This window comes from Hymenobacter polaris, from assembly GCF_012927305.1.
GTDB lineage: Bacteria > Bacteroidota > Bacteroidia > Cytophagales > Hymenobacteraceae > Hymenobacter > Hymenobacter polaris.
On the sequence record NZ_JABBGH010000002.1, the window covers coordinates 532,557 to 554,300 of the forward strand.

General features: G+C 61.5%; 12 protein-coding genes. 2 read left to right on the forward strand and 10 right to left on the reverse strand.

The window, feature by feature from the left end:
- Positions 1–122: 122 nt before the first annotated feature.
- On the reverse strand, positions 123–881 hold the full coding sequence (locus HHL22_RS12625; protein ID WP_169531716.1) for an SDR family oxidoreductase: 759 nt from the start codon (positions 879–881) through the stop codon (positions 123–125).
- 132 nt (positions 882–1,013) lie between these two features.
- Between HHL22_RS12625 and HHL22_RS12630 the strand changes: the two genes are divergently transcribed.
- A complete protein-coding gene (locus HHL22_RS12630) occupies positions 1,014–1,358 on the forward strand; it encodes a winged helix-turn-helix transcriptional regulator (RefSeq protein WP_169531717.1) in 345 nt (114 codons plus the stop codon).
- Positions 1,359–1,421: 63 nt separating this feature from the next.
- Positions 1,422–3,209 carry a glycoside hydrolase family 15 protein gene (locus HHL22_RS12635; protein ID WP_169531718.1) on the forward strand — a complete coding sequence of 596 codons (1,788 nt, stop codon included), beginning with the start codon at positions 1,422–1,424 and terminating at the stop codon, positions 3,207–3,209.
- A gap of 112 nt (positions 3,210–3,321) precedes the next feature.
- Here the strand turns inward: HHL22_RS12635 and HHL22_RS12640 are convergent, their stop codons facing one another.
- The 9 genes from HHL22_RS12640 to HHL22_RS12680 all read right to left on the reverse strand — a co-directional run bounded on the left by HHL22_RS12640 (position 3,322) and on the right by HHL22_RS12680 (position 21,041).
- Positions 3,322–4,656 carry a vanadium-dependent haloperoxidase gene (locus tag HHL22_RS12640; RefSeq protein WP_169531719.1) on the reverse strand — a complete coding sequence of 445 codons (1,335 nt, stop codon included), beginning with the start codon at positions 4,654–4,656 and terminating at the stop codon, positions 3,322–3,324.
- Between the two features lie 191 nt (positions 4,657–4,847).
- Positions 4,848–8,147 (reverse strand): VCBS repeat-containing protein, encoded by a 3,300-nt coding sequence (locus HHL22_RS12645; protein WP_169531720.1) that lies wholly within the window; start codon positions 8,145–8,147, stop codon positions 4,848–4,850.
- A gap of 221 nt (positions 8,148–8,368) precedes the next feature.
- Entirely contained in the window at positions 8,369–9,967 is a 1,599-nt protein-coding gene (locus tag HHL22_RS12650; protein WP_169531721.1) for a SusD/RagB family nutrient-binding outer membrane lipoprotein, read from the reverse strand.
- Positions 9,968–9,975: 8 nt separating this feature from the next.
- The gene (locus tag HHL22_RS12655; protein ID WP_169531722.1) at positions 9,976–13,053 is read right to left on the reverse strand and encodes a SusC/RagA family TonB-linked outer membrane protein; all 3,078 of its coding nucleotides are present in this window, start codon (positions 13,051–13,053) and stop codon (positions 9,976–9,978) included.
- 818 nt (positions 13,054–13,871) lie between these two features.
- Complete coding sequence (locus tag HHL22_RS12660; protein WP_169531723.1) at positions 13,872–15,317, reverse strand: alpha-L-fucosidase; 1,446 nt, start codon at positions 15,315–15,317, stop codon at positions 13,872–13,874.
- A 29-nt stretch (positions 15,318–15,346) separates the two neighbouring features.
- Positions 15,347–16,924, reverse strand: coding sequence for an alpha-L-fucosidase (locus HHL22_RS12665; RefSeq protein WP_169531724.1), 1,578 nt, complete (start codon positions 16,922–16,924; stop codon positions 15,347–15,349).
- A gap of 423 nt (positions 16,925–17,347) precedes the next feature.
- Entirely contained in the window at positions 17,348–19,525 is a 2,178-nt protein-coding gene (locus HHL22_RS12670; RefSeq protein ID WP_169531725.1) for a bifunctional alpha,alpha-trehalose-phosphate synthase (UDP-forming)/trehalose-phosphatase, read from the reverse strand.
- 82 nt (positions 19,526–19,607) lie between these two features.
- On the reverse strand, positions 19,608–20,447 hold the full coding sequence (purU, locus tag HHL22_RS12675; RefSeq protein WP_169531726.1) for a formyltetrahydrofolate deformylase: 840 nt from the start codon (positions 20,445–20,447) through the stop codon (positions 19,608–19,610).
- A gap of 63 nt (positions 20,448–20,510) precedes the next feature.
- A complete protein-coding gene (locus tag HHL22_RS12680) occupies positions 20,511–21,041 on the reverse strand; it encodes a TetR/AcrR family transcriptional regulator (RefSeq protein ID WP_169531727.1) in 531 nt (176 codons plus the stop codon).
- Between the last annotated feature and the right edge of the window lie 703 nt (positions 21,042–21,744).

The window sequence follows — 21,744 nt, forward strand, 5'->3', positions numbered from 1 at the left end:
TAGGGGTGCGGTGAAGATGCTTCGGTTAGCGCAGCGAGACGGGCTTTTGAGGCGTTAAAACCCGCGCTTACTCCGCCCTCGGCCGTCGGCCAACTCGCTTGGCGGTGAAGCAAGAGGCGGACCTATACCTGGGCTAGGCCACCGTCCACAAATAGCTCGGCGCCGGTGACGAAGCTGCTGTCGTCGGACGCCAGGAACACGACGGCCTTGGCAATCTCATCGGCGTCGCCCACGCGGCCTAGGGGTATTGCGCTCATCAGCTGGGCCTTAAATTGTGCCACTTGCTCGGGCGTGTCGAGGATGCCGTTGAGGCCGGGCGTTTCAATGGGGCCGGGGCTGATGGCGTTTACCCGAATGCGGCGCGCCTTGAGGTCGGCCGTGAGGGTGCGGGCCAGCGAGCGAATGGCGGCCTTGGTGGCGCTGTACACGCTGTTGGCTTCGAAGCCCTTGATGCCCACAATGGACGACATAAGGATGATGGCCGCGCCGTCGGGCAGCAAGGGCAGCGCCTTCTGCACCGTGAAGAATAGGCCCTTCACGTTGATGTCGAACTGCCGGTCGTAGTGCGCCTCCGTCACGGCCTCCAGGGGCGCAAACTCAGCAATGCCCGCGTTGGCAAACACTACGTCGAGGCGGCCTTTTTGGGCCTTGATGGTGGCGATGGCCCGGTCTAGGTCGGCCAGGTTGCTAACGTCGCCCTGCAGGCCTATGGCTGAGCTGCCCAGCGCCTGCACTGCCGCATCCAGCTCGGCCTGCCGCCGCCCGGTGATAAATACAAACGCGCCTTCGGCCACGAAGCGCTGGGCCGTAGCCAGGCCGATGCCCGAGTTGCCGCCCGTGATGAGGGCTACCTTGCCGGCAAGTTTTTGAGAGGTTTCCATGTTAAAAAGTACTTAATTTGGATTGGTTTCGGCAAGGAACTATCAATAGTTACCTATAGTTACCAAAGCCAGCCAAGTTGCCGTACAAACTGGTTACCTGTTCGTAACTAACGCTACTTTTTTTCTACTGCTATGCGCGACGCCGCCTTTTGCACCTCTGCCTGCTCTATGACCCGCGCTATGGGCGTGCTGGGCAGCAAGTGGAAGCTCATCATTATCGTGCACCTCACGCAGCAGCGTCGCTTCGGGCAGCTGGCGCAGCGCATCCCGCTTATTTCGCGCAAGGTGCTCACCGAGCAGCTGAAGGAGCTAGAGGAAGATGGCATTGTGCGGCGCGAGGCCTTTGCCGAGCTGCCGCCCCGCGTCGAATACTCGCTCACGCCGCACGGGCAGGCGCTGCTCCCCATTCTGGAGCAGCTCAGCGCTTGGCACTGCGCTACGCCGGCGGTAACCGCCGCCGAGTCAGCGCCAGGATAACCCCAGCCGGCCGAATGGGGTACACCCTAGGGTAACTGCCCGGCTGCGGCCGGCATCTTCCTTATGACGAAACATACCTATGACATGGGGGTGGTGGGCAACTGCGCCTTCCTGGCCCTCATTGGCACCGATACGGCCGTGCGCTGGCTCTGCTGGCCCCGCTTTGATAGCAGCTTCGTGTTCGGGCCCCTGCTCGACGAGCAGAAGGGCGGCGAGTACAGCATCCGGCCGGCGGCAGCCGAGTTCACGTCCAGCCAGCACTACGTGCAGAATACCAACGTGCTGTGCACCGAAATTACTACGGAGGATGGCCGTTACCGCGTCACCGACTTCGCGCCGCGCTTTATGCAGTACGAGCGCTACTACAAGCCGCTTATGCTCATTCGCAAGGTAGAGCCGCTGGAAGGTACCCCTAGGGTGCGGGTGGCGTGCCGGCCGGTGGGCAGCTACGGTGAGCAGGAGCTGACGCGCCGCCGCAGCTCCAACCACATCGCGTTTTTGGGGCTGGAAGAAGAGGTGCGCCTCACCACCAACATCCCGCTCACCTACGTGCTCGATGAGGAGGACTTCACCCTTAACGAGGTCAAGTACCTGGTGCTCACCTACGGCGCGCCCCTGGAGGCCGCCCTCGAAAGCACTGCCGAGCGCTTCCTGACCAGCACGCTGGCTTACTGGCGCGGCTGGGTGAAGAGCACCAGCATTGGGCAGTTTCACCAGAGCCAGGTCATTCGCTCGGCCCTGGCCCTCAAGATTCACCAGTACGAGGACACGGGCGCCATTATCGCGGCCAGCACCACCAGCCTGCCCGAGGCGCCCGGCAGCACCCGCAACTGGGACTACCGCTTCTGCTGGATGCGCGACACCTACTACATCCTCACGGCCTTCAACAACATCGGCCACTCGGAGGAGATGGAGCGCTACTTCCACTTCATCGCCAACCTCTCGACCCGCGCCGCCGACAAGTATCAGCCGCTCTACGGCATCGGCGGCCAGAGCAAACTGGTGGAAAAAGAGCTGCCCCTGGCCGGCTACCTCGGCAACCAGCCCGTGCGCATCGGCAACGACGCCTACACCCACATTCAGAACGACGTGTACGGGCAGGTGCTGGTGGCGCTGCTGCCGCTCTACGTCGACTGCCGCTTTCAGGAGCCCAGCCGCGCCGTGCCGCTCTCGCTGGTAGAGGAAAGCCTGCGCCTGATAGAATTGACTATGGACCAGCCCGACGCCGGCCTCTGGGAGTTCCGCCACATTGCCCAGAAGCACTGCTACACTTACCTCTTTCACTGGGCCGGCAGCCACGCCGCCTTGCGCGTAGCCCGGTCCCTAGGGCACCAGGAACTGGCCGCTAAGGCCCAGCGCCTCATCGAGGCGTCGGAAGCGCACATCGAGCAGTGCTTTGATATTGAGCGCGGTGTGTACACCAACGCCATCAACTCGGAGCACCTCGATGCCAGCACCATTCAGCTCATCACCATGGGCTACCTCGACCCCAGCTCGGAAAAGGCCCGGCACCACCTGGTAGAGCTAGAAAAAGAGCTAAAAACCCCCGAAGGCCTCTTCTACCGCTACCGCCACCCCGACGACTTCGGTACGCCTGAAACTACCTTTCTTATCTGTTCCTTCTGGTACGTAGAAGCCCTGGCCTGCGTGGGCCGCCTCGACGAGGCCATCGCCGAGTTCGAGCAGCTGCTCACCTACACCAACCACCTAGGCCTGCTGAGCGAGGACGTGGATGCCAAAACCGGCTCGCAGTGGGGCAACTTCCCGCAGGCCTACAGCCACGTGGGCTTAGTAAACGCCGCCTACCGCATCGCCAAAAAGCGCGACCGCCCCCAGTTCGTAGGCTATTAAAGCAAATTCGTAGTTAGCGTTTAAGGTCGCCCACCGCGCGCAACCCCACCCCCGGCCCCTCTCCCGGAGGGGAGGGGCCGGGGGTGGGGTTGCGCGCGGTGGGCGACCTACCCTAGGGCTTGTAGCCTGTGCTGCGCACCTTAGCTACCAAAAAGCGCCCGATGCGCTGGCCCTGCGCAGTGCCGTTGGTGCAGCTTTCGAGGTAGTGAATGCCGCCGTACAGGCGCGAGATGGCAGCCTCCTGCGATGCTTGCTGGAACGAGGTGAATTTGCGCTCGCCGCTGCCGAAGGGTATTTCGGTATTATCGACGTAGGCAATTTTGTCGCCCAGCAGGTAGGTCAGCAGCTCGGCCGAGGCCTGCGACACCACGGCGTGCCCGCTCGTGTACTCGGGGAAGGGCGGCGTTTGCAGCAGCGGCTGCCACTTCACGTCCATGTAGCGGTTGATGTAGGTTTCGGGGCGAATGCGGTTGGTGAGGTACTTGGCATCCCAGCAGCAGATGAAGGCATCCATCAGGGTGATGCCCTCCAGGCACAGCACGGCTATCGTGTTGTCGAAGCCCACCTTGCGCTGCCGCGCCACCAGGGCCGCAATGTTCATCCAGTGCCCGCCGGGGCTGATTTTTTTGAAGCCGATGGCCATGTGGCCCGCCGTGCTTATCGCAAACGGGTTGCAATCCCAGAACTGCGCTATCTCGTTTTGCGCGGGCGTCAGGTGCTGGCGCACGTTGTATACGATGCGCGCCCCCCGGTAAAAAGCCGAGGCGGTATCCTTGCTGAAGGGCGCGCACGCGGCGGGCCGAAACTCGCTGGCCGAGTCGATGACCAGCGGGCGAATGGTTTTCCAGTTGGGCTCTACGGGCTCGAAGTAGGCCGGCGGCGTAGGGCGCCAGTAGCCCTCGCCCACCAGCGGCGTGTAGCGCTTCAGGGCGCTGAGCTGGCCGTAGTGGTCGCCCTGGGAAAAGCGCACGACCGCCGCCGCTGCCGCGCGGGCCGCCCGCACCGAGCGCGCCAGCGTGCTGGCGCTCACGCCCTGGCGGGTCATTTCTTGCTCAAAGGCGGCTTCTTCTTCGGCCAGGCTCTCGCCCGAGGGCAGCAGCCGCCGGGCGCTTTCCAGCATGCAGTAGTAGGCGGCTAGCTGGTAGTCGTAGTCCGCCGCCACCGTGTCGAGCCCGATGCTGGCCGGAAATCCCTGCACGAGGCGCGCCAGCGGGGGCAGGTGCGGGTTGTGCGCTGCCGCCAGGCAGTAGGGGCCCATCAGGGTGTAGGCGTAGTAGCGCGCGGCGGCGGGCGGGCTTATCACGTCGTGCACCATCGTCAGGTTGATGATGTCGAGGGCTTTGCCGGGGTCGGGGGGGCTAGGCCGGTGCGGAGCGCGGGCCAGGCCCGCGAAGGTGCTCAGCAGCGCAACTACTACTAGCACCAAGCTGCTAAGACGCTGGTTCACTTTTGAGTTACTAAAAAAGCTAGTAGACTTATTCCTGAATTTGGAAACAACAAAACTTGGTCGTCCTGCTGAGCTTGTCGAAGCAGCTCTATCGCTTCATTGCAACGGTATGGCGTACTACTGAGGTAGAGATGCTTCGACAAGCTCAGCATGATGGACGTTTTTTTGATTTAGCTAATTCAGGAACAGGCTTATTCTTTGTAAAACTGCACCGGGCCGTTGCTCACGCCCACCACCAGGTAGGGCTGCCGGTTCACCAGCAGCTCACTCACCGATTTCACGTCGCCCAGCACGCAGATGCCGGCCGCCGGCTGGCGCACGTAGCTGAAATGCCCCTTGCCGTCGCCCTGCAGCAGGCAGCCGTAGTTGGCGTCCAGGCTGCCTATTTTCAGGCGGTTATCGGTATGGTTGCCCAGCAGCAGCAAGTCGGGGTGGCCGTCGTGGTTGTAGTCGCCGCTGGTAATCTGGCTCACCATCGAAAACTGGGCCTGCATGGGCAACTCGGTAGGCACGAACTTACCCTTGGTGTTGAGGTAGAGCATGGTGCGCAGCTCGGTGGCTTGCAACTTGCTGGCCTTGGCCAGCTCGCCGTTCGGAAAGATGTCCGCCATCGTCGCGTCAGCATAGGATTTGTAGGAGGTAAAGCGGCGACGCATGGGGTATATCACTTCGTTTAGCTCGTCGCGGCTCACGAAGGGGTAACTCTTGCCATCCATGTAGAAGTTCAGGAACGGGTCGATGGAGCCATTGCCGTCAAAGTCAGCGTAATACAGCTCGGCGGGCTCTTGGGTGGTGGCGCGCAGCGGGCTGTTCAGCCCCAGGTTGCCGGCCACCAGGTCGGGCAGCCCATCCTGGTTCACGTCGGCCACGTGCAGGCTCGCCCAAAAGCCCGCCTGGGGCGTGGCAAAGTAGGCGGCCGTTTGGTCCTGGAAGCCCTGCGCGGTATTGGCCCACACGGTCAGCGGCATCATCTCGCCGCACAGCACCAGGTCTTTGCGGCCGTCCTTGTTCAGGTCCACCCACTGCGCGTCGGTTACCATGCCGGCGGTGGCAAATGGCACGGTGGCCGCTGCAAACTGCCCGTGGCCGTTGTTGAGCAGCAGGTAGCTGGGGGGCGCCATAGGGTAGCGGCCCGGCACCACGCGCCCACCCACAAACAGGTCGAGGTCGCCGTCGTTGTCGGCATCGGCCGGCCGCACGCAGCTCTTGCTGCCAGCCGTGAGCACGGGCAGCGCGGCCGGCGCCAGGGTCAGGTGGCCGTGGCCGTCGTTTAGGTATAGCTCGTCTTGCAGCTCAGCCTGCCCGGCCTCGTAGAGCGCGTAGCCGCCTTTGGCCAGGTACAGGTCGGGATAGCCGTCGCCGGTGGCATCGAAGAAGGCGGCGGCGGCCACCGTACCGGCCGGCGCGCCGGCGGGGTGCCCTAGGGGAGCTTCTACAAACTTACCGCCCGGCTGCTGCACGTACAGCTTGCCCACTTCGTCCTTGGTGCCGCTCACAAATAGGTCGTCCAGCCCGTCCTTGTTCACGTCGGCCTTGGCCAGCACCGGCGCGGTTTTCGAGTACATAAACAGCATGAGCAGCTGCCGCTTAAAGTCGTTGAGCGCCACCTCCTCGGGCGTGAAGTTGAAGAGCGGCGCGGCGGGCTTAAACAGGCCGTTGGGGGCCGCGGCTACCCTAGGGGCCGGCCGGGCGGCGGGCGGGCCGCTCAGCTGCAGCGTTTGGTTGGCTTTCACAGCGGTGAGCAGCTGCCCTGCCTGGCCCGGCCACACAATGCGCACCGAGTCGGCCCGCGGCGCGGTGCCCAGCCCAAAGTGCAGGGCGGTGGGCAGGCACGAGAGGTAGCCACGCGTGGGGCTCACCTCCTGGTACTGCACCTGGCCGGGCGTGTACACGTACACCTTGGCCCCTAGGGCCTGGGTGTTCGGGCCGGGGCTCTTTAGCTTCAGCGCCAGGTAGTTGGCGCGGTGCTCGTCGGCGCTGCGGTTGCGGTAGATGCTGGCCGCCTGGTTGATGGTGTTCACCACCAGGTCCAGGTCGCCATCGTTGTCGAGGTCGGCGTAGGCGGCGCCGTTCGACATGTTGGTTTGGCCCAGGCCCCATTCCTGCTGCTTGTTCGAGAACGTCAGGTTGTGCTCGTTGCGGAAGATGTAGTCCGGCACCGCCGTCGAGGGCATGGCCGTCACCAAGTCCATCAGCAAGAATGGCTCGCGGGCCATGGCCTTCTTAATCTTATAATCGCCCCAGTAGCGCAGAAAATCCTTGTTGGTATAATCGCGCAAGTAGCCGTTGCTGATGTAAATATCCTTGAACCCGTCGTTGTCGAAATCGGCAATTAGGGGGCACCAGCTCCAGTCGGTTTTGGCGACGCCGGCCAGTTGCGCAATTTCGCTAAACGTGCCGTCGCCATTGTTCAGGTGCAGCATATTGCGCATGTACTGCGGATATAAATCCTGCTGCAGCATCAGCCCGAAGGTTTCGTAATTCTCCTGGAGCTGCAGCGATTTTTGGCGGTGGTTGTCCGCCGGCAGCATGTCCAGGGTGAAAATATCGGGCAGCGCGTCGTTGTTAAAATCGGCAATATCGACGCCCATCGAAAAGTGCGAATGGTGCCGCAGCATCACCTGCGCCTGGTTGGTGAAGGTGCCGTTATGGTTATTGATATATAAATAGTCCGGCTCGTTGTAATCGTTGGTCACGTACACGTCGGCCCAGCCGTCCTTGTTCACGTCGGCCACGGCAATGCCCAGCCCAAACGTGAGCGGACTTTGCACGATGCCCGCCGCCTTGGATACGTCCACGAAGTGGCCGTTCTCGTTCTTAAACAGCTTGTTGCCCGCCAGCGCGTCTACTTCGCTCTTGTGGCTAGCGAATTCCAGGTTGTCAATTTTTTTGACGTTGTGGTTGAGCAGGAACATGTCCAGGTCGCCGTCATTATCATAATCCAGAAACGCGGCCTGCGTGCTGTAGCCGGGGTCGTCGAGGCCGTAGCTTTTGGCCATTTCCTCAAATTTGGCGTTGCCCTGGTTGATGAATAATTGATTGCGGCGCGTGGCCTCGTCCTTCTTGCCCGAGTAGCACACGTAAATATCCAGCAGGCCGTCGCCGTTGACGTCGGCCATCGTGGCGCCGGTTTTCCAGCCGTCCTTGCGCCCCTCCAAAAGCGGCGACGCCTGGCTGGTTATATCCTTAAACTTGAGGTTGCCCAAATTGGCGTACAAGCGGTTGGGGCGCATGTTGCCGGTGAAGAAAATATCCGGCAATCCGTCGTTGGTAACGTCGCCAATGGCCACGCCGCCGCCGTTATAAAAATACTCGTAGGATAGGATATTAAGCGCCTCGCTTTCGCTAATGGCATTGTTGAACGCGATGCCCGTTTCCTTGGCATCGAGCAGCGTAAACAAGGGTTGCTGCGCCGCGCCGCGCCGCGCCACGCCAGTAAAAAGCACCGCGAGCAGCAGCCACTGCACACCAGCAAAACGACGATTACGCATAGGGGATTAAGGGATAAAGGCGCGGGCGATAAGCTAGGAACAACTCCGCGCGGCACTGGCCCAGCCCGTTGGTGATGACAGGCGCCAGCCAATAGCTAAGATACGATACCGCCCAGGGCCGGCCGCCGCCGCCTAGGGCCCCAGCAATGCGAAAAGCAAAGGCCTTACCCCAGGCTTGCCCGGCGTAAGGCCTTTGCTTATAATAACGTATTAACCAGTGCTTACTTGTCCCACCACACGCGCGAGGTCAGCAGGTCGCCGCCACTCAGGCTGGCCACGCCGGCCGCGTAGCCAGTGGGATTGTTGCCAATTTCGGTGGCCGGGTAAATCATGCGGCGTGGAATGGTGGCGTTGGTCACGTTGCCGGGGTAGTTGACGGGCGTTAGCACGGGGTAGCCCGAGCGGCGCCAGTTAAACCAAGCTTCGAGGAAGTTGAACGTGGTGCAGGTTTCCACCCAGTACTGCTCGTTTATCTGCTGCAGCTGCTGCGCAGTGTTCGAACTGAGCGGGTTGGCCGCTACGAAGGTCGTGATGGTGCTCGTGCTGATGGTGGCGTTGGTGCTGAACTGGCCCAGCGACTCCAGGGCGCTGCGCAGGCCGTTGGCGTAGTGCGTGGCGGCATTGGCGCCCACGCTCCAGCCGCGGTTGGCGGCTTCGGCCAGCAGGTACTCGGTTTCGGCGTAAGTCAGCAGGAAGATGGGGGCGTTGCGCTGCAAGTACACGTTCAGGCGCGGGCGCGAGTAGTTGCCCAGCGGGGCGAGGTCGGTGCCGCTGCCCGTGGGGCCGGGGTAGTCCGTGCGCTTGCGGATGTCGTTGGCGCCGCCCGTCAGGTCGTAGCCGTTGGGCAGGCCGCGCTGCAGGCTGGGCGTGTTGTCGCCGGCCAGGCTCTGGTTGGCGTTGTTGATGGCGCCGGCCGCTGGTATCTCGGCAATGGCCCCTAGGCGCGGGTCGTTGGAGTTGCGCAGGTAGTCAATCAGCGTTTTGCTCCACTTCACTTCCCGGAAGTCGTCGGTCGTCAGCAGCGCGTTGGTGCTCGCGTTCTGCGTGTCGCCGTAGCTGATGTCGGTTTTCACGTAAGCATTGTCCGAAGTGCCGGCCATAGTGCCCGCGGCGGCCGCCTTTTCGGTGTAGGTCTTGGCCAGCGTGGGGTTCACCTTAGTCATGCGCATGGCCACGCGCACCATCAGCGAGTAGCCCAGCTTTTTCCACTTCGCCACGTCGCCGCCGTACAGCAAGTCGCCCGAGGCCGTGGGGCCGCTGGTGCTCAGGCTGGCGATGGCCGCGTCGAGTTGCGTCAGCAGGGCCGGGTAAATGTCCTGCTGCTTGTCGTACTGCGGCGTCACAATGCCCGCCGCGGCCTGTACTGCTTGCGTGTAAGGCACGTCGCCGTAGGTGTCGGTGATGCGCTGAAATATCATCACCTCCATGATGTTGCTGATGGCGATGACGTTGGCGTAGCGGGTGGCGCTCTGCGTGTTGGCCACGCTGATGGCCTGCTGCAGGCGGCTGATGGCCGTGTAGCCCTGGCTGAAAATGAGCGCCTGGTAGCCCGTAAAGCCGCCCGCGTTCACGTACTTATCGCCGTTGCCGTAGTAGTTGAAGGTGCTGGCCAGGCCTTGGATGGCGGGCGCTTCATAGAGCAGCTGCCCGTAGCCGGTGTTGGCAAAAGTCAGCTCGCCGTCGGTGAGCAGGTAGTTGGGGTCGAGGTTGCTGGCCGAGGCGGCGTTGGGGTTGGTATTTATCTGGTCGAGGTATTTCTCGGAGCAGGATGAACTCCCTAAAAGGGCCGCCAGCGCAACGAAAGGAATTAGCTTTTTCATGGCGTCGCTTACTTAAATTTTACGTTGAGGGTCACGCCGTAGGTGCGGGCGAAGGGCAGCGAGCCACCTTCTACACCGGCGTAGGCCACGAGCGGCGAAATGGTGTTCTCGGGGTCGATGTTGTCGGTGTGCTTGAGGATGGTGAACAGGTTGCGGCCCACCAGCGACAGCGTAATATCTTGGAACGGCGTGTGCGACAGCAGGCTCTGCGTGAAAGTGTAGCCGAACACCAGCTGGCGGAACTTGATGAAGCTGCCATCGAGCACCTCCAGCGACGACACGTTGGCCGCCAGCTGCGGGTAGTAGATGTAGGCCGGTACCGAAATGGTATTCACGGCCCCGCCCTCGGTTACGCCGGTGGCTACTACGCCATTGTCGCGGCCCGCCAGGGTAGCCTGGTTCAGGCCCCGCACGTAGGAGTAGTACTCGGTGGCCGACAGGATTTTGTTGTTGAAGCGGTAGTCAATCAGGAACGACAGGTTGAAATTCTTGTAGTTGAAATCGTTGTTCCAGCCGCCGTAGAGGTTAGCAATGCCCGAGCCCATGGGCGTCAGGTTGCCGCGCAGGGGCACGCCGTTGGCGCCCACCACCACGTTGCCGCTGGCGTCGCGCTTGTAGTCGTAGGCCATAATCTGCGCAATGGGCAGCCCTTTCACAATGGAAATATTGGCGTTCATCGGGCGGTAGGTGCCGGTTTGCAGCGGCGAGGGGTTGGCCGACTGGTCGATGTCCAGCACCTCGTTCTTCAGCTTGGTGAAGTTGAGCGAGGACGTCCAGTTGAAGGCGCCGCGGCGCACGGGCACCACGGTCAGCAACGCTTCCACGCCGCGGTTGCGGGTGGCGCCCAGGTTCACCGAGCGGCTATCGAAGCCCGACGCGATGGAGAGGCCGGCACCCACAATCTCGCCGTTGGTTTGGCGGTCGAAGTAGGCCACGTCTACGCCAATGCGCCCGTTGAAGAATTTCAGCTCGGTGCCCAGCTCGTACTCGCGCAGGCTAAAGGGCCGCAGGTTGGCATTGGGTAGGCGCGAGTCGAAGTTGGCGCGCGGCGTGCCGTTGATGGGGTTGCCGATGTTGTAGTAGAAGCTGGTCTGGTAGGGCTGGGCCGGCTCGCCGCTGGTTTTGGCATACGAGGCGCGCAGCTTGCCATAGCTCAGCGCGGGCGACTGCAGCAGGTCGGAGAAGATGAAGCTACCCGACACCGAAGGCGTGAAGATGCTGCGGTTGCCGTTAGGCAGCGTCGAGAAGCGGTCGTAGCGGCCGGTCGTGCTCAGGGTCAAGAACTTGTAGGTGAAGTCGGCCGTGTAGTACACCGAAGGCGTTACCAGCTCCGTGAACTGATACTCCAGGTTGCGGGTGCGCAAGTTGGTGGGCGTGTACAGGTAAGGCACGATAAACTGCCCGCCGTATAAACGGCTGCTCTCGAAGCGGTTGTAGCGGTAGTTACCCCCTAGGCTGGCGCTCACCGTAAAGTCCTGGTTGAACTGCTTGTTGAACGAGAGCAAGGCGTCGCTGTTCATTTCCAGGCGCGTGCCTAGCGTCAGGTTTTGCAAGCTGCCCTCGCCATTGGTCGTGTAGAGGGTGCCGTAGGGCTCCACGTTGAAGCGCCGGTCGCTGGAATAGTCGTAGCCCGTGCGGGCCATCAGCGAGAGGTAGTCGGTGAACGCATACTTGCCCGATACCACCCCAATCAAACGTTTGCGCGACAGGTTGTTGATGTACTGATTAACGACAAACCAGGGGTTGGTGGTGTAGCTGTCCACGTTCCAGGCGGTTTCTAAGCCGTTGCGGTTAACGTCAAAGCCGGGCGCCAGCAGCGACTGGTCGATGTTAGGCGACAAGAACAGGATGTTGTTGGCGTTCAGCGGCGCATCGCTCAGCTGAGGGCGGTTGGTGTCCTCCTGGTCGATGTAGTTGGCCGACAGGTTGAAGCTCAGCTTCTTGGTTAGATCGTAGGAGGTGGTGAAGGTGGCCGTGCGGCGCGCCAGCCCGCTGCTGCGCAGAATGGACTTGTTGTCGAGGTTGGACAGCGAGAGGCGGTACACGCCCTTTTCGCCGCCGCCCGACACCGATACGGTGTTAGTCCAGGAGGTGCCGGTGCGGTAAAAATTGTGAAAGTTGTCGCCCGCCAGCGAGTAGGGGTGCTGCTGCCCGTCAATGCCGTACGTCTGCGAGCCATCTAGGCGCTGGCCCCAGGCCGTATTGCCCGAAATGATGGCCGAGGCCTGGTCGGTCGGCTTCAGCCCCTGGCTGCCCTGCCCATACTGCGTCTGGAAGTCGCGGTTGTCCACCGCGTGGTCAAACTGGTAGTTGGTGTTGTAGGTGATGGTAGTTTTGTTGCGCAAGCCGCTCTTGGTCGTTATCTGAATAACGCCGTTGGCCGCCCGCGCCCCGTACAGGGCCGAGGCCGTCGAGCCCTTCAGCACGGTCATCGACTCGATGTCATCGGGGTTGATGTTGCTGATACCGTCGCCTAGGTCGGCGCCGCCCCACTCGCCCGAGCTGCCGCGCACGGTGTTGTCCATCGGCACGCCGTTGATAACGATGAGCGGCTGCGAAGTGCCCGAAAACGACGTTACGCCCCGGATATTGAGGCGGGCCGCCGAGCCGGGGCCGCCGCTGGTGCTGCCCACGTTCAGGCCGGCTACCCGGCCCTGCAGCGAAGTGGCGACGTTGGTTTCGCGCGCCACCGACAGGGCCTGTCCCTCCACTTTCGAGACGGAGTAGCCTAGGGCGCGCTCATCCTTTTTAATGCCTAGGGCCGTCACCACTACTTCGCCCAGCTCCTTATTGTCCACGGCCATCACCACGTTGATGGAGGAGCGGCCCCGCACGGACACCGTTTGGCTGAGGTAGCCCACGTAGGAAAACACTAGGGAAGCATCGTTGGGCACGGTAATGACGTAGTTGCCATCCACATCCGTAACAGTGCCCTGGGCGCCGCCGCTCACTACCACGCTCACGCCAATGAGCACCTGGTTGTCGGCGGCCGTTACTTTCCCCGAAACCTTACTCGATTGCGCGTGGCCGAGGTAGCTCTGGCCGAGCAGCAGGAGTAGCGCCAGAAATTGTAGGATTCTTTTCATGTGGGGAAGTTTAAGGTGAAGAAAATGAACTGGTTACTTGAAAAATTCCGGGTAGGCACGTCGGCAAATTAGCTTGGTATAGCTGCTCTGTTACTGCACGTAGCTTGCTGATAAACTGTAAGCTGACGCGGCTAATTGAATCATTTCGCAAGCCAACTGCCGGTTAAAAAGGAGACTAGAATCTCAGTAAAAAAGGGTGCGGTAAATGGAGTATTTAGTAGCGAATGGAGAGCTTACTAAAAATAGGGCTGCCCCTCAGAAACGCTGCAAAAAGTCCCTTTAAATCGTTTTAGCAACCCAAAATTTCACTAGCTAAGCTACCTGGGGCGAGTCAGTAATAGGACCGATTTGATGCCGTAACCTGTACGTAGCTGGGTAGCAGTGCCACGCAGTTGTTGCTCAGTTACATAACTATTTTTTGCGTGCCGATGCCAATGCGAGGAGCCAAAAGTAAACATCTGTTAATGATAAAACAAATGAGTTATAGGCTATTCACGCGTTTGTAAGCGCATGTATTACGCACCTAGCTACTTAAGCCAGCTGGCTCAACGCAGCTTGGCAATTAGGGGCTCAGGTACCGGGCTTATTTCGACATTAAATACCCGTAGATATAGATAATTGCTAAGCCAAACTCAACTCAGTAATTATTTATAAAAACTTATAAAATGAAGTTAATGTGAATTTATAATAATACAAAAAATAAATGGTGCGACAATTTATGCCGCCATTTATTTCGCATGATTATTTCCTAGTGAAAATTAGTTGGCCCAAAGCGCGCTTTCACTGCGGCACTTTTGCGGCGCAGAAGCCCTAGGGCCCTACTCGGCCACGAAGGCAAAGGCCAGGGCCGGATAGGCGCCCGCTTGCTTGGCCAGCGTGGCGGGCAGCGTCAGACGCACCTGGTCACCCTGGCGGGTCCACGGCACGGCTTTGCCGGTTTGCAGCAAAGTGAGCTTGCTGCCTTTGCGGGGTAGGTTGCCGGTCCAGGTGAGGGTGGTGGGGGTAGGCTGGTTTTCGGGCAAGCAGGCAATGGCGTAGCGGGTGCCCTGCTTGCCCTGCGTGAAGTAGGTGGCGCCATCCCGGAACCGGGGCGTGGCGCGGGTGTTGTAAATGGCCGCGCCGTTCATATCCAGCCACTTGCCGATGGCCAAAAGCCGCGTCACGGCTTCCTGGTCCAGGGTGCCGTCGGGCCGGGGGCCGACCCCCAGCAGCAGGCTGCCGCCCTTGGCCACCACCTCTACCAGCGAGTGGATGATTTTGGTGGGCGACTTGTAAACGTCGTTTGGCACGTAGCCCCAGTTGTTGGCCAGCGTTAGGCAGCTCTCCCAGGGGTTGGCCAGGGGCTGGTCGGGCACTTTCTGCTCGGGCGTCTGGTAGTTTTCGTAGGGGCCGTGCACGGTGCGGTCTACCATCAGTAGGCCGGGCTGGGCCTGCCGGGCCATGGCGGCAATGCGCGGCATGTTCACATCCTGGCTAAACTCGGGAATGGGCGCCCCCCAGGCGCGCACCTCGGCGTTCACGGTTTCGCGCGGGCGCACCCAGCCGCCGTCGAGCCACAGTATATCCATGGTCCCGTAGTCGTGCATCAGCTCGCTTAGCTGGTTGTAAGTGAAGTCCTGGTAGTGCTTCCAGCGCCACGGGTACTTCTTGATGTCGTAGTTGACGTTGCGGTTGGGCGTAGCGTACTTCGACCACCAAAAGTCCTGCGAGTGCCAGTCGGGCTTCGAGAAGTAAGCCCCAATCATGAAGTTTTGCTTACGGAACGCGTCGAACACGTACTTGGCCACATTAGCCCTAGGGTCGTTTTTGAACGGACCGTTGGTAATCTTGAAATCCGACTGCTTGGTGTCGAACATGTTAAAGCCGTCGTGGTGCTTGGTCGTGAACACCAGGTAGCGCATACCGGCCTGCTTGGCCACGCTAGCCCACTGCTCGGGGTTGAACTTCACGGGGTTAAACACCTGGCTGTAGCCCCAGTACCGCTTTTTATAGTCCTCGTAGGCGATGGTGCTGTCGCGCTCAATCCAGTCTTCCGAGCAGATGCTCCACGACTCGATGATGCCCGGCACAGCGTACAACCCCCAGTGCAGAATGAGCCCGAATTTTTGGTCGCGCCACTTGTCCAGCTTCTGCACCACCAGCGGGTCGGTGGGCGCCTCGTACTCGGTAGACTGCTGGTGGATGCCCTGCTGCTGGGCGCGGGCCGGGGCGGTGCCCAGCGCCCCCAGCAGGCCGAGGGCAAGCGCGACTTTGGGTAAGCTCATGAGTAGAAATAGGGGCGAGGTAAAAACTGTTAGCGCAGGGGAGTTGCCAAGGCTTGCCGGTAGAGCCCGATGGCCGAGAGCGTCGGGTTTAGGCGCGAAGAGGTGATGCGTAGGCGCAGGCGCTGGGCGCGCACCGGCGCAAAGGTGAGGATGCGCTTGTAGCCGACGGTGGTGCCGGCCGCCACCGGTAGCCACTCGGCGCCGCGCTGGCGCTCCAGGACAAAGCGCTCGATGCGCTGCCCTAGGGCAATATTTTCTTGTAATTGCAGCACGTCGAACGTTAGGGGAGCAGGCAGCTCGAAGGTGAGCACCGCCGTGGTGTCGGCGGGGCCGGCGGTGGTCCAGTACGTGGCGTACTTGGCATCGAGTAGGGCGGGGGCCCGCGCCGCCTGGGGGCCGCTAACCCGCGCGCCAGCCAGCAGATTGGTGGCGTAGGTGTCGTGCAGCGCCTTGCTAAAACCCTTTAAGCTAGCCATATCGGGCTCGGCCAGCAAGCCGCGCTTGTCGGGCGGAATATTCAGGAGCAGCACCCCGTTGCGCCCCACCGAGCTGTTGTAGATGTCCAGCAGCTGCGCCGGGGTTTTCACCTGCGCGTCCTCGGCCGGGTGGTAAAACCAGCCCGGCCGAATGGATACGTCCACCTCGGCCGGGTACCATACCAGGGCCGGCGCGTGCGCGATTTTGGCGCGGCTGCCCAGGTCGTCGTCCATCATATTGTGGGGCGCGAAGGCCACAACTTGCTGCGAGTTGGCGGCTACCTTTTCCTGGTTCTGGGCCCCTAGGGGCACCACGCTCCACTCGGTAGGGCGCCCGTAGCCCGACTCGGTGCCCACCCAGCGCACGTCGGGGCCCATCACGGCAATGACGGCCGTGGGCTGCAGGCGCCGAATGAGGGCGTACCAGCGGTTGAAGTCGTACACTTGCTTACGGCCCGTCGGCCCTTCGCCGTTGGCCCCGTCAAACCATACCTCGTCCACGCGGCCGTAGTTGGTGAGCAGCTCCGTCAGCTGGTTAACGAAGTAGTCGTTGTAGCGGGCCGAGTCGCCGAAGTAGGGCGAGTTGCGGTCCCAGGGCGACAGGTACACGCCAAACCCCAGGTGCTCGGCGCGGCAGGCCTCGGCTACCTCCTTCACCACGTCGCCGTGGCCGTTTTTCCACGGGCTGCTTTGCACCGAGTGCTTGGTGTACTTGGATGGCCACAAGCAGAAGCCGTCGTGGTGCTTGGCCGTGAGGATGACTTGCTTGATGCCGCCTGCCTTGCAGGCCCGCACCCACTGCCCGGCATCGAGGGCGCTGGGGTTGAACAAGGCCGGGCTCTCGGTGCCATCGCCCCACTCGCGGCCAGTGAAGGTGTTGATGCCAAAGTGCAAAAAGCCCGTTAGCTCCAACTGCTGCCAGCGCAGCTGCTGCGGCGAGGGCGCCACCGCGGCCGCCTGCCGGATAAGCGCCGACGGGGTACTCTGCGGCGCAATCCGAACGTAGTTCTGGGGCGAGTACAGCTGCGCGCTGGCGGCCGGCGCCAGCAGCACGCCCAGGCAAGCCGCGAGCCACCGCGCCCAGCGGTGGGGCGAGTGCTGGCGCGGACCTGTCAGCCAAAGCTTCTTCATGGTGCGGTAGGGAACAGTTGGGCTGGTAGAGCGGGCCACTGGCCGGCAATGCCCCGCCTGGCCCACCAGCCTAAATTGGCCCTAGGGCCAACGCCTGGGCTAAGGTAGGCGTTGCATCAGTCGGCTTCCAACTAACCCGGCGCGGTGGTGCGCACCACAAAGCTAGGCGTCCGCGCCAAGCCCTAGGGTAGCTAGGATAGCTTAAATACCTATGCCAGGCTGTAAAGAAGAGGCTAGCTCTTACTTGGAGGCAGGCAAAAATCAGCCGCACTAGCCGGCAAAATCATCTGGTTATTGTGCAATGACGAGCGGGGGCTAGCCCCGCTCCTATAGCCTGGCACGAGCATTTAGGCCGCCGGACCGGAGCAGGCTCCAGCTCTTTTAATAGTGCCCAGCCCCTAGGGCGCGGCTGGCACGAGGCCGCTACACTAGCAGATGGCGCAGCAGCTGGCGCACCTCGGCCACGGTGGCCAGGTTGTAGCGGGCCAGCGAGCGGGCCAGGCCCACGCGCACAGTGTAGGCTTCGGGCGGCATAGCCCGGAAGGTGTCCTCGTCGGTGCGGTCATCGCCCAGGGTTAGCACAAAGCCGGGCTCGGTGCGGGCCAGCCAGCGCGCTGCCCCCGCGCCTTTATTAATGCCCGCATTCTTGATTTCGAGCACCTTATGTCCCTCCATTACCTGCAGGTCGGTGTTGGCCGTCATAAAGGCCAGGTGGCTGAGCAGCTCGCGGGCGCGCACCTCGCCCAGGTCGGCGTCGGCGCGGCGGTAGTGCCACACCAGCGAGTAGTCTTTCTCCTCAATAAACGAGCCGGCCGTGCGCGCCACGTACAGTTCCAGCACCGGGCGCAGTTCGCGCTTCCAGTCGCTGCGCAGCGGCTGCATCAGCTCCCAGTCGCCCTCGGTGTCGCGCAGCCACACCCCATGCTCGGCCACGAAGCCTAGGGGCAAGTGCCCCAGCCACTCCTGCAGCGTGTTCCGGTCGCGCCCGCTGATGATAACCACCTGGGTGCGGGGCAGCTCGGTGAGGGCCCGCAGCAATAGACGCAGCTCCTGGTCGGGCTTGGCCTGCTTGGGGTCGGCAAAGAAGGGCATCAAGGTGCCGTCGTAGTCGAGCAGCAGCAGGCGCGTGCCCTCGGCTGCCCGGAAGGCTTCGGCCAGCTTGGCTGTGGCCGGCTCGGTCAGCATTTCGGGGGCTAGGGTCTGTTGCTTCATCTTAGTGTAGGTCAGTTGGTTCATAAATAGCCGGGTCCAGGCAAATACGTTGTAGCGCCGCACCAGCTCCTGCATGGCACTGATGCGAGCCAGCTGCTCGGCCTCGGGCATCACCAGGGCGTCGTGCATGGTTTCGGTTAGCTGGTGCAGGTCGGTGGGGTTCACCAGCAACGCGTCGGACAGCTCGCGGGCGGCCCCGGCCCGCTCGCTCAGGATGAGCACCCCGCGCTGGTCGGTGCGGCTGGCCACGTACTCCTTGGCTACCAGGTTCATGCCGTCGCGCATGGGCGTCACCAGCGCCACCTCGGCCAGGTGATACAGCGCCGCCAGCTCTTCCAGGGGCAGCGAGCGGTAGAAGTACAGAATCGGATTCCAACTCATGGTGCGGTACTGCGCATTGATGCGGCCCACCAGCTCGTCAATCTCTTCCTTCAGGGCGGCGTATTGGGCTACCTGGTCGCGCGAGGGCACCACCAGCATAATTAGGCTCACCTGCCCGCGCCACTCGGGGTAGCGCTCCAGCAGCAGGTTAAATGCCCGCAGCCGCTGGGCAATGCCCTTGGTGTAGTCGAGGCGGTCAATCGACAAAATGACCCGCGTATCGCGCAGCGCCTCGCGGTACTCGGCCACGTGGGCCAGGGTAGCTTCGGCCGTGGCAGCCTGCGCAAAGCGCTCGTAGTCAATGCCCATCGGGAAGGCATCGACGCGCACCGAACGGGTGGGGGTTTCAATTTGCCCATTTTGGGCCGGCAAGCCCAGCACGTGCGTCACGGCGCTCAAAAAGTGGCGCATGTAGCCGTAGGTGTGGAAGCCAATGAGGTCAGCCCCCAGCATGCCGCGCAGCAGCTCGGCCCGCCAGGGCAGCACCCGAATCAGCTCTTGCGACGGAAACGGGATGTGCAGGAAAAAGCCAATAGTGGCCTCGGGACGGGCCCGGCGCAGCAGCTCAGGCAGCAGCAGCAACTGGTAGTCGTGCACCCAAATGGTGTCGTCGGGCCCGGCGTGTTCGAGCACGGCGGCGCAAAATTTCTCGTTCACCGCCACGTAGGCGTCCCAGTGGGCTTGCTCGTAGGTGGCAAACTCGCTGAAGTAGTGGAAGGTAGGCCACAGCGTGGAGTTGCTGAAGCCCTCATAAAAATCCCGAATTTCACCTTCCGTCAGAAACACCGGCGCCATGTGGTCGGCGGCCAGCGCCGTATCAATGTAGGCTTCCTCCACGGCATCGCCCACAAACAGCCCCGGCCAGCCAATCCACAGGTTGCCGCCCGTGCGGTATACCGACCCTAGGCCCGTGGCCAGGCCGCCCTCGCTGGGCTGAAAAGTGAGGTCGTCCTCGGTGCGGATAACTTTGGTAGGTAGGCGATTGGAGACAATGATGGTACGCGACACAAGCTTTTAACTACTGGTTAATTTTATTAGATACGCAGATTTTCACCAGAAAGCCATGTGCTGCCCGCCTACCGTAGCGCTTTCAACCGAAAATGACGGTGCGGTTGCCGTGCACAAACACCTGCTCGTCAAACACCAGCTTGAGGGCGCGGGCCAGGGTGGTTTTTTCCACGTCGCGCCCGGCCTGGGCCAGCTCGCGGGCGCTCTGGGTGTGGTCGGCGGGCAACACGCCCTGCGCAATAATGGGCCCTTTGTCCAGCTCGTTGGTCACGAAGTGCGCGGTGGCCCCAATCAGCTTCACGCCGCGCGCGTAGGCCTGGGCGTAGGGGCTGGCCCCCACAAACGCCGGCAAAAACGAGTGGTGAATATTGATAAGCCGGCCCGCGTACTGCGCCACAAACTCGGCCGACAGAATGCGCATATACTTGGCCAGCACCACAAAGTCGGGCGCATACGGTTCGATAGTCGCCAGCACCTCCGCCTCGTGCGTGGGGCGGTCGCGCCCCTCGTGGGGCAGGTAGTGAAACGGCAGCCCAAACTGCCGCACCAGCGGCCCCAGCACCTCGTGGTTGCTGACTACGGCTACGATAGTGGCGTTCAGGTCGCCAAAGGCGTGGCGCAGCAGCAGCTCGCCCAGGCAGTGGTACTCCTTGGTGGCCAGCAGCACCACCTTTTTGGGCGCTTGATTGCTGAGGCGCACCGTGGCCCTAGGGGGCAGCGCCGCCCGCAACCCGGCGAGCAGCGCGGCCGCATCGAAGCCGGCGGCTGGCGGCGCAAACTCGGTGCGCATAAAAAAGGCGCCCGCCGCCCGCTCCACGAACTCGTCGTTGCGCAGAATATTGAGCTGCTGCCTCAGCAGCACGCCCGTAATGGTATGAATCAGCCCCGGCTCGTCGGGGCAGGTAATGAGGAGCAGGTGCATAGGCGGGGCGACGGGCCAGGGGCCCTAGGGCCCGCGCAGCCGCAAAGGTGCGGCCTCCGCGCGCTACTGCACCTGGTACTTGCGCTTGATAAAGTCGAGCATATCGCGCACGTGCTCGTCGGTTTTGTTGGCCTCAATCTTCCACAGCGCCTCAATGAGCAGCAGCAGCAGACTGGTTTCCTGAGCTGGCTCGGGGTAGCCAAGCTGCGTAAAAGCCTCTTGCAGGCGCGCGGGTACCGGCCGCATAAAGCGCTCGTGCTGCTGGCGGCTGGTTTCGTGGTCGGCCAGCCGGTACTGCAGCTTCCAAAAAAAGGGTTCTTCCTGCACCAGCTTGTATGGCAGCTCAATTACGCTGTGAATGAAAACGAGCGGGTCTTCCTCCAGCAGCCCCCCGCGGTTGTGCTCGATAATGCGCTGATAGCCACTCTTAATCACGAAGTCGAGCAAGTGCTCCTTCGAACCGAAGTGCTTGAAAATAAGCGCTTCCGACACGTTTGCGGCCTTGGCAATTTGCTGGGTGGAAGTGCCGTCGTACCCACGCTCCCCAAAAAGCTGCAATGCCACGTTGGCAATGTGTTGGCGACGGGTAATCATGGCAGGAGTCAAAGGCGGATAAAGAAGGTAGCGGGAAACGGCCGGGCAGCTCTCGAAAATAAGCTGCTTGCCGACTATTGAAGGGCAAAGGTCGGCCGAAAATGGCAGCCAGCTTCATAAGATGGCTAAATTCCTGAACAGCGGAAAATACTTTCAAAAAAAAACCGGCCAATTCGCGGGGAGCGAATCAGCCGGTTGGAGGACAATATATTCTGCCAGGCCGGGGCGGGGCAGAGGTGCTACCAGTCGGGGTGGGACGACAACTGGGTACTAAAGAGTGGGTGGTAGGCGCTGCTAGCTGGGGTGGGACGACAGCCAGATACTAAAGAGTGGTAAGGAGAGTAAGCTAACTGCTAGCCGGGTGGGACTCGCTAGCCGTTAGTGTGACAATATTACGACATAATTTGAAACTGCGGTAAGTGTTAGCTCACCATTTCGCAGTGAGTGCGCACTCACCATTGGAGTAATATACTTAAAATATTGATTATGAGGAGAAAAATTTTACGCAAAAAAGAGAGGATTTTTTCAGTAAGTATATAAAGCAGCTAGCTGATTAACTTATTCTCGCCCTCAGTTCTGAGAAGCGTGCTGGCTAGCGCCTTGCAAGAAGGTGAAAGGCCTAGGGTAAATGGCAAGGCTAGTGCAGCGCGCCGCCCGGCCGCCGTAGAGCACAACAAAAAACCGAGACGGTGCCGAGCGTAGG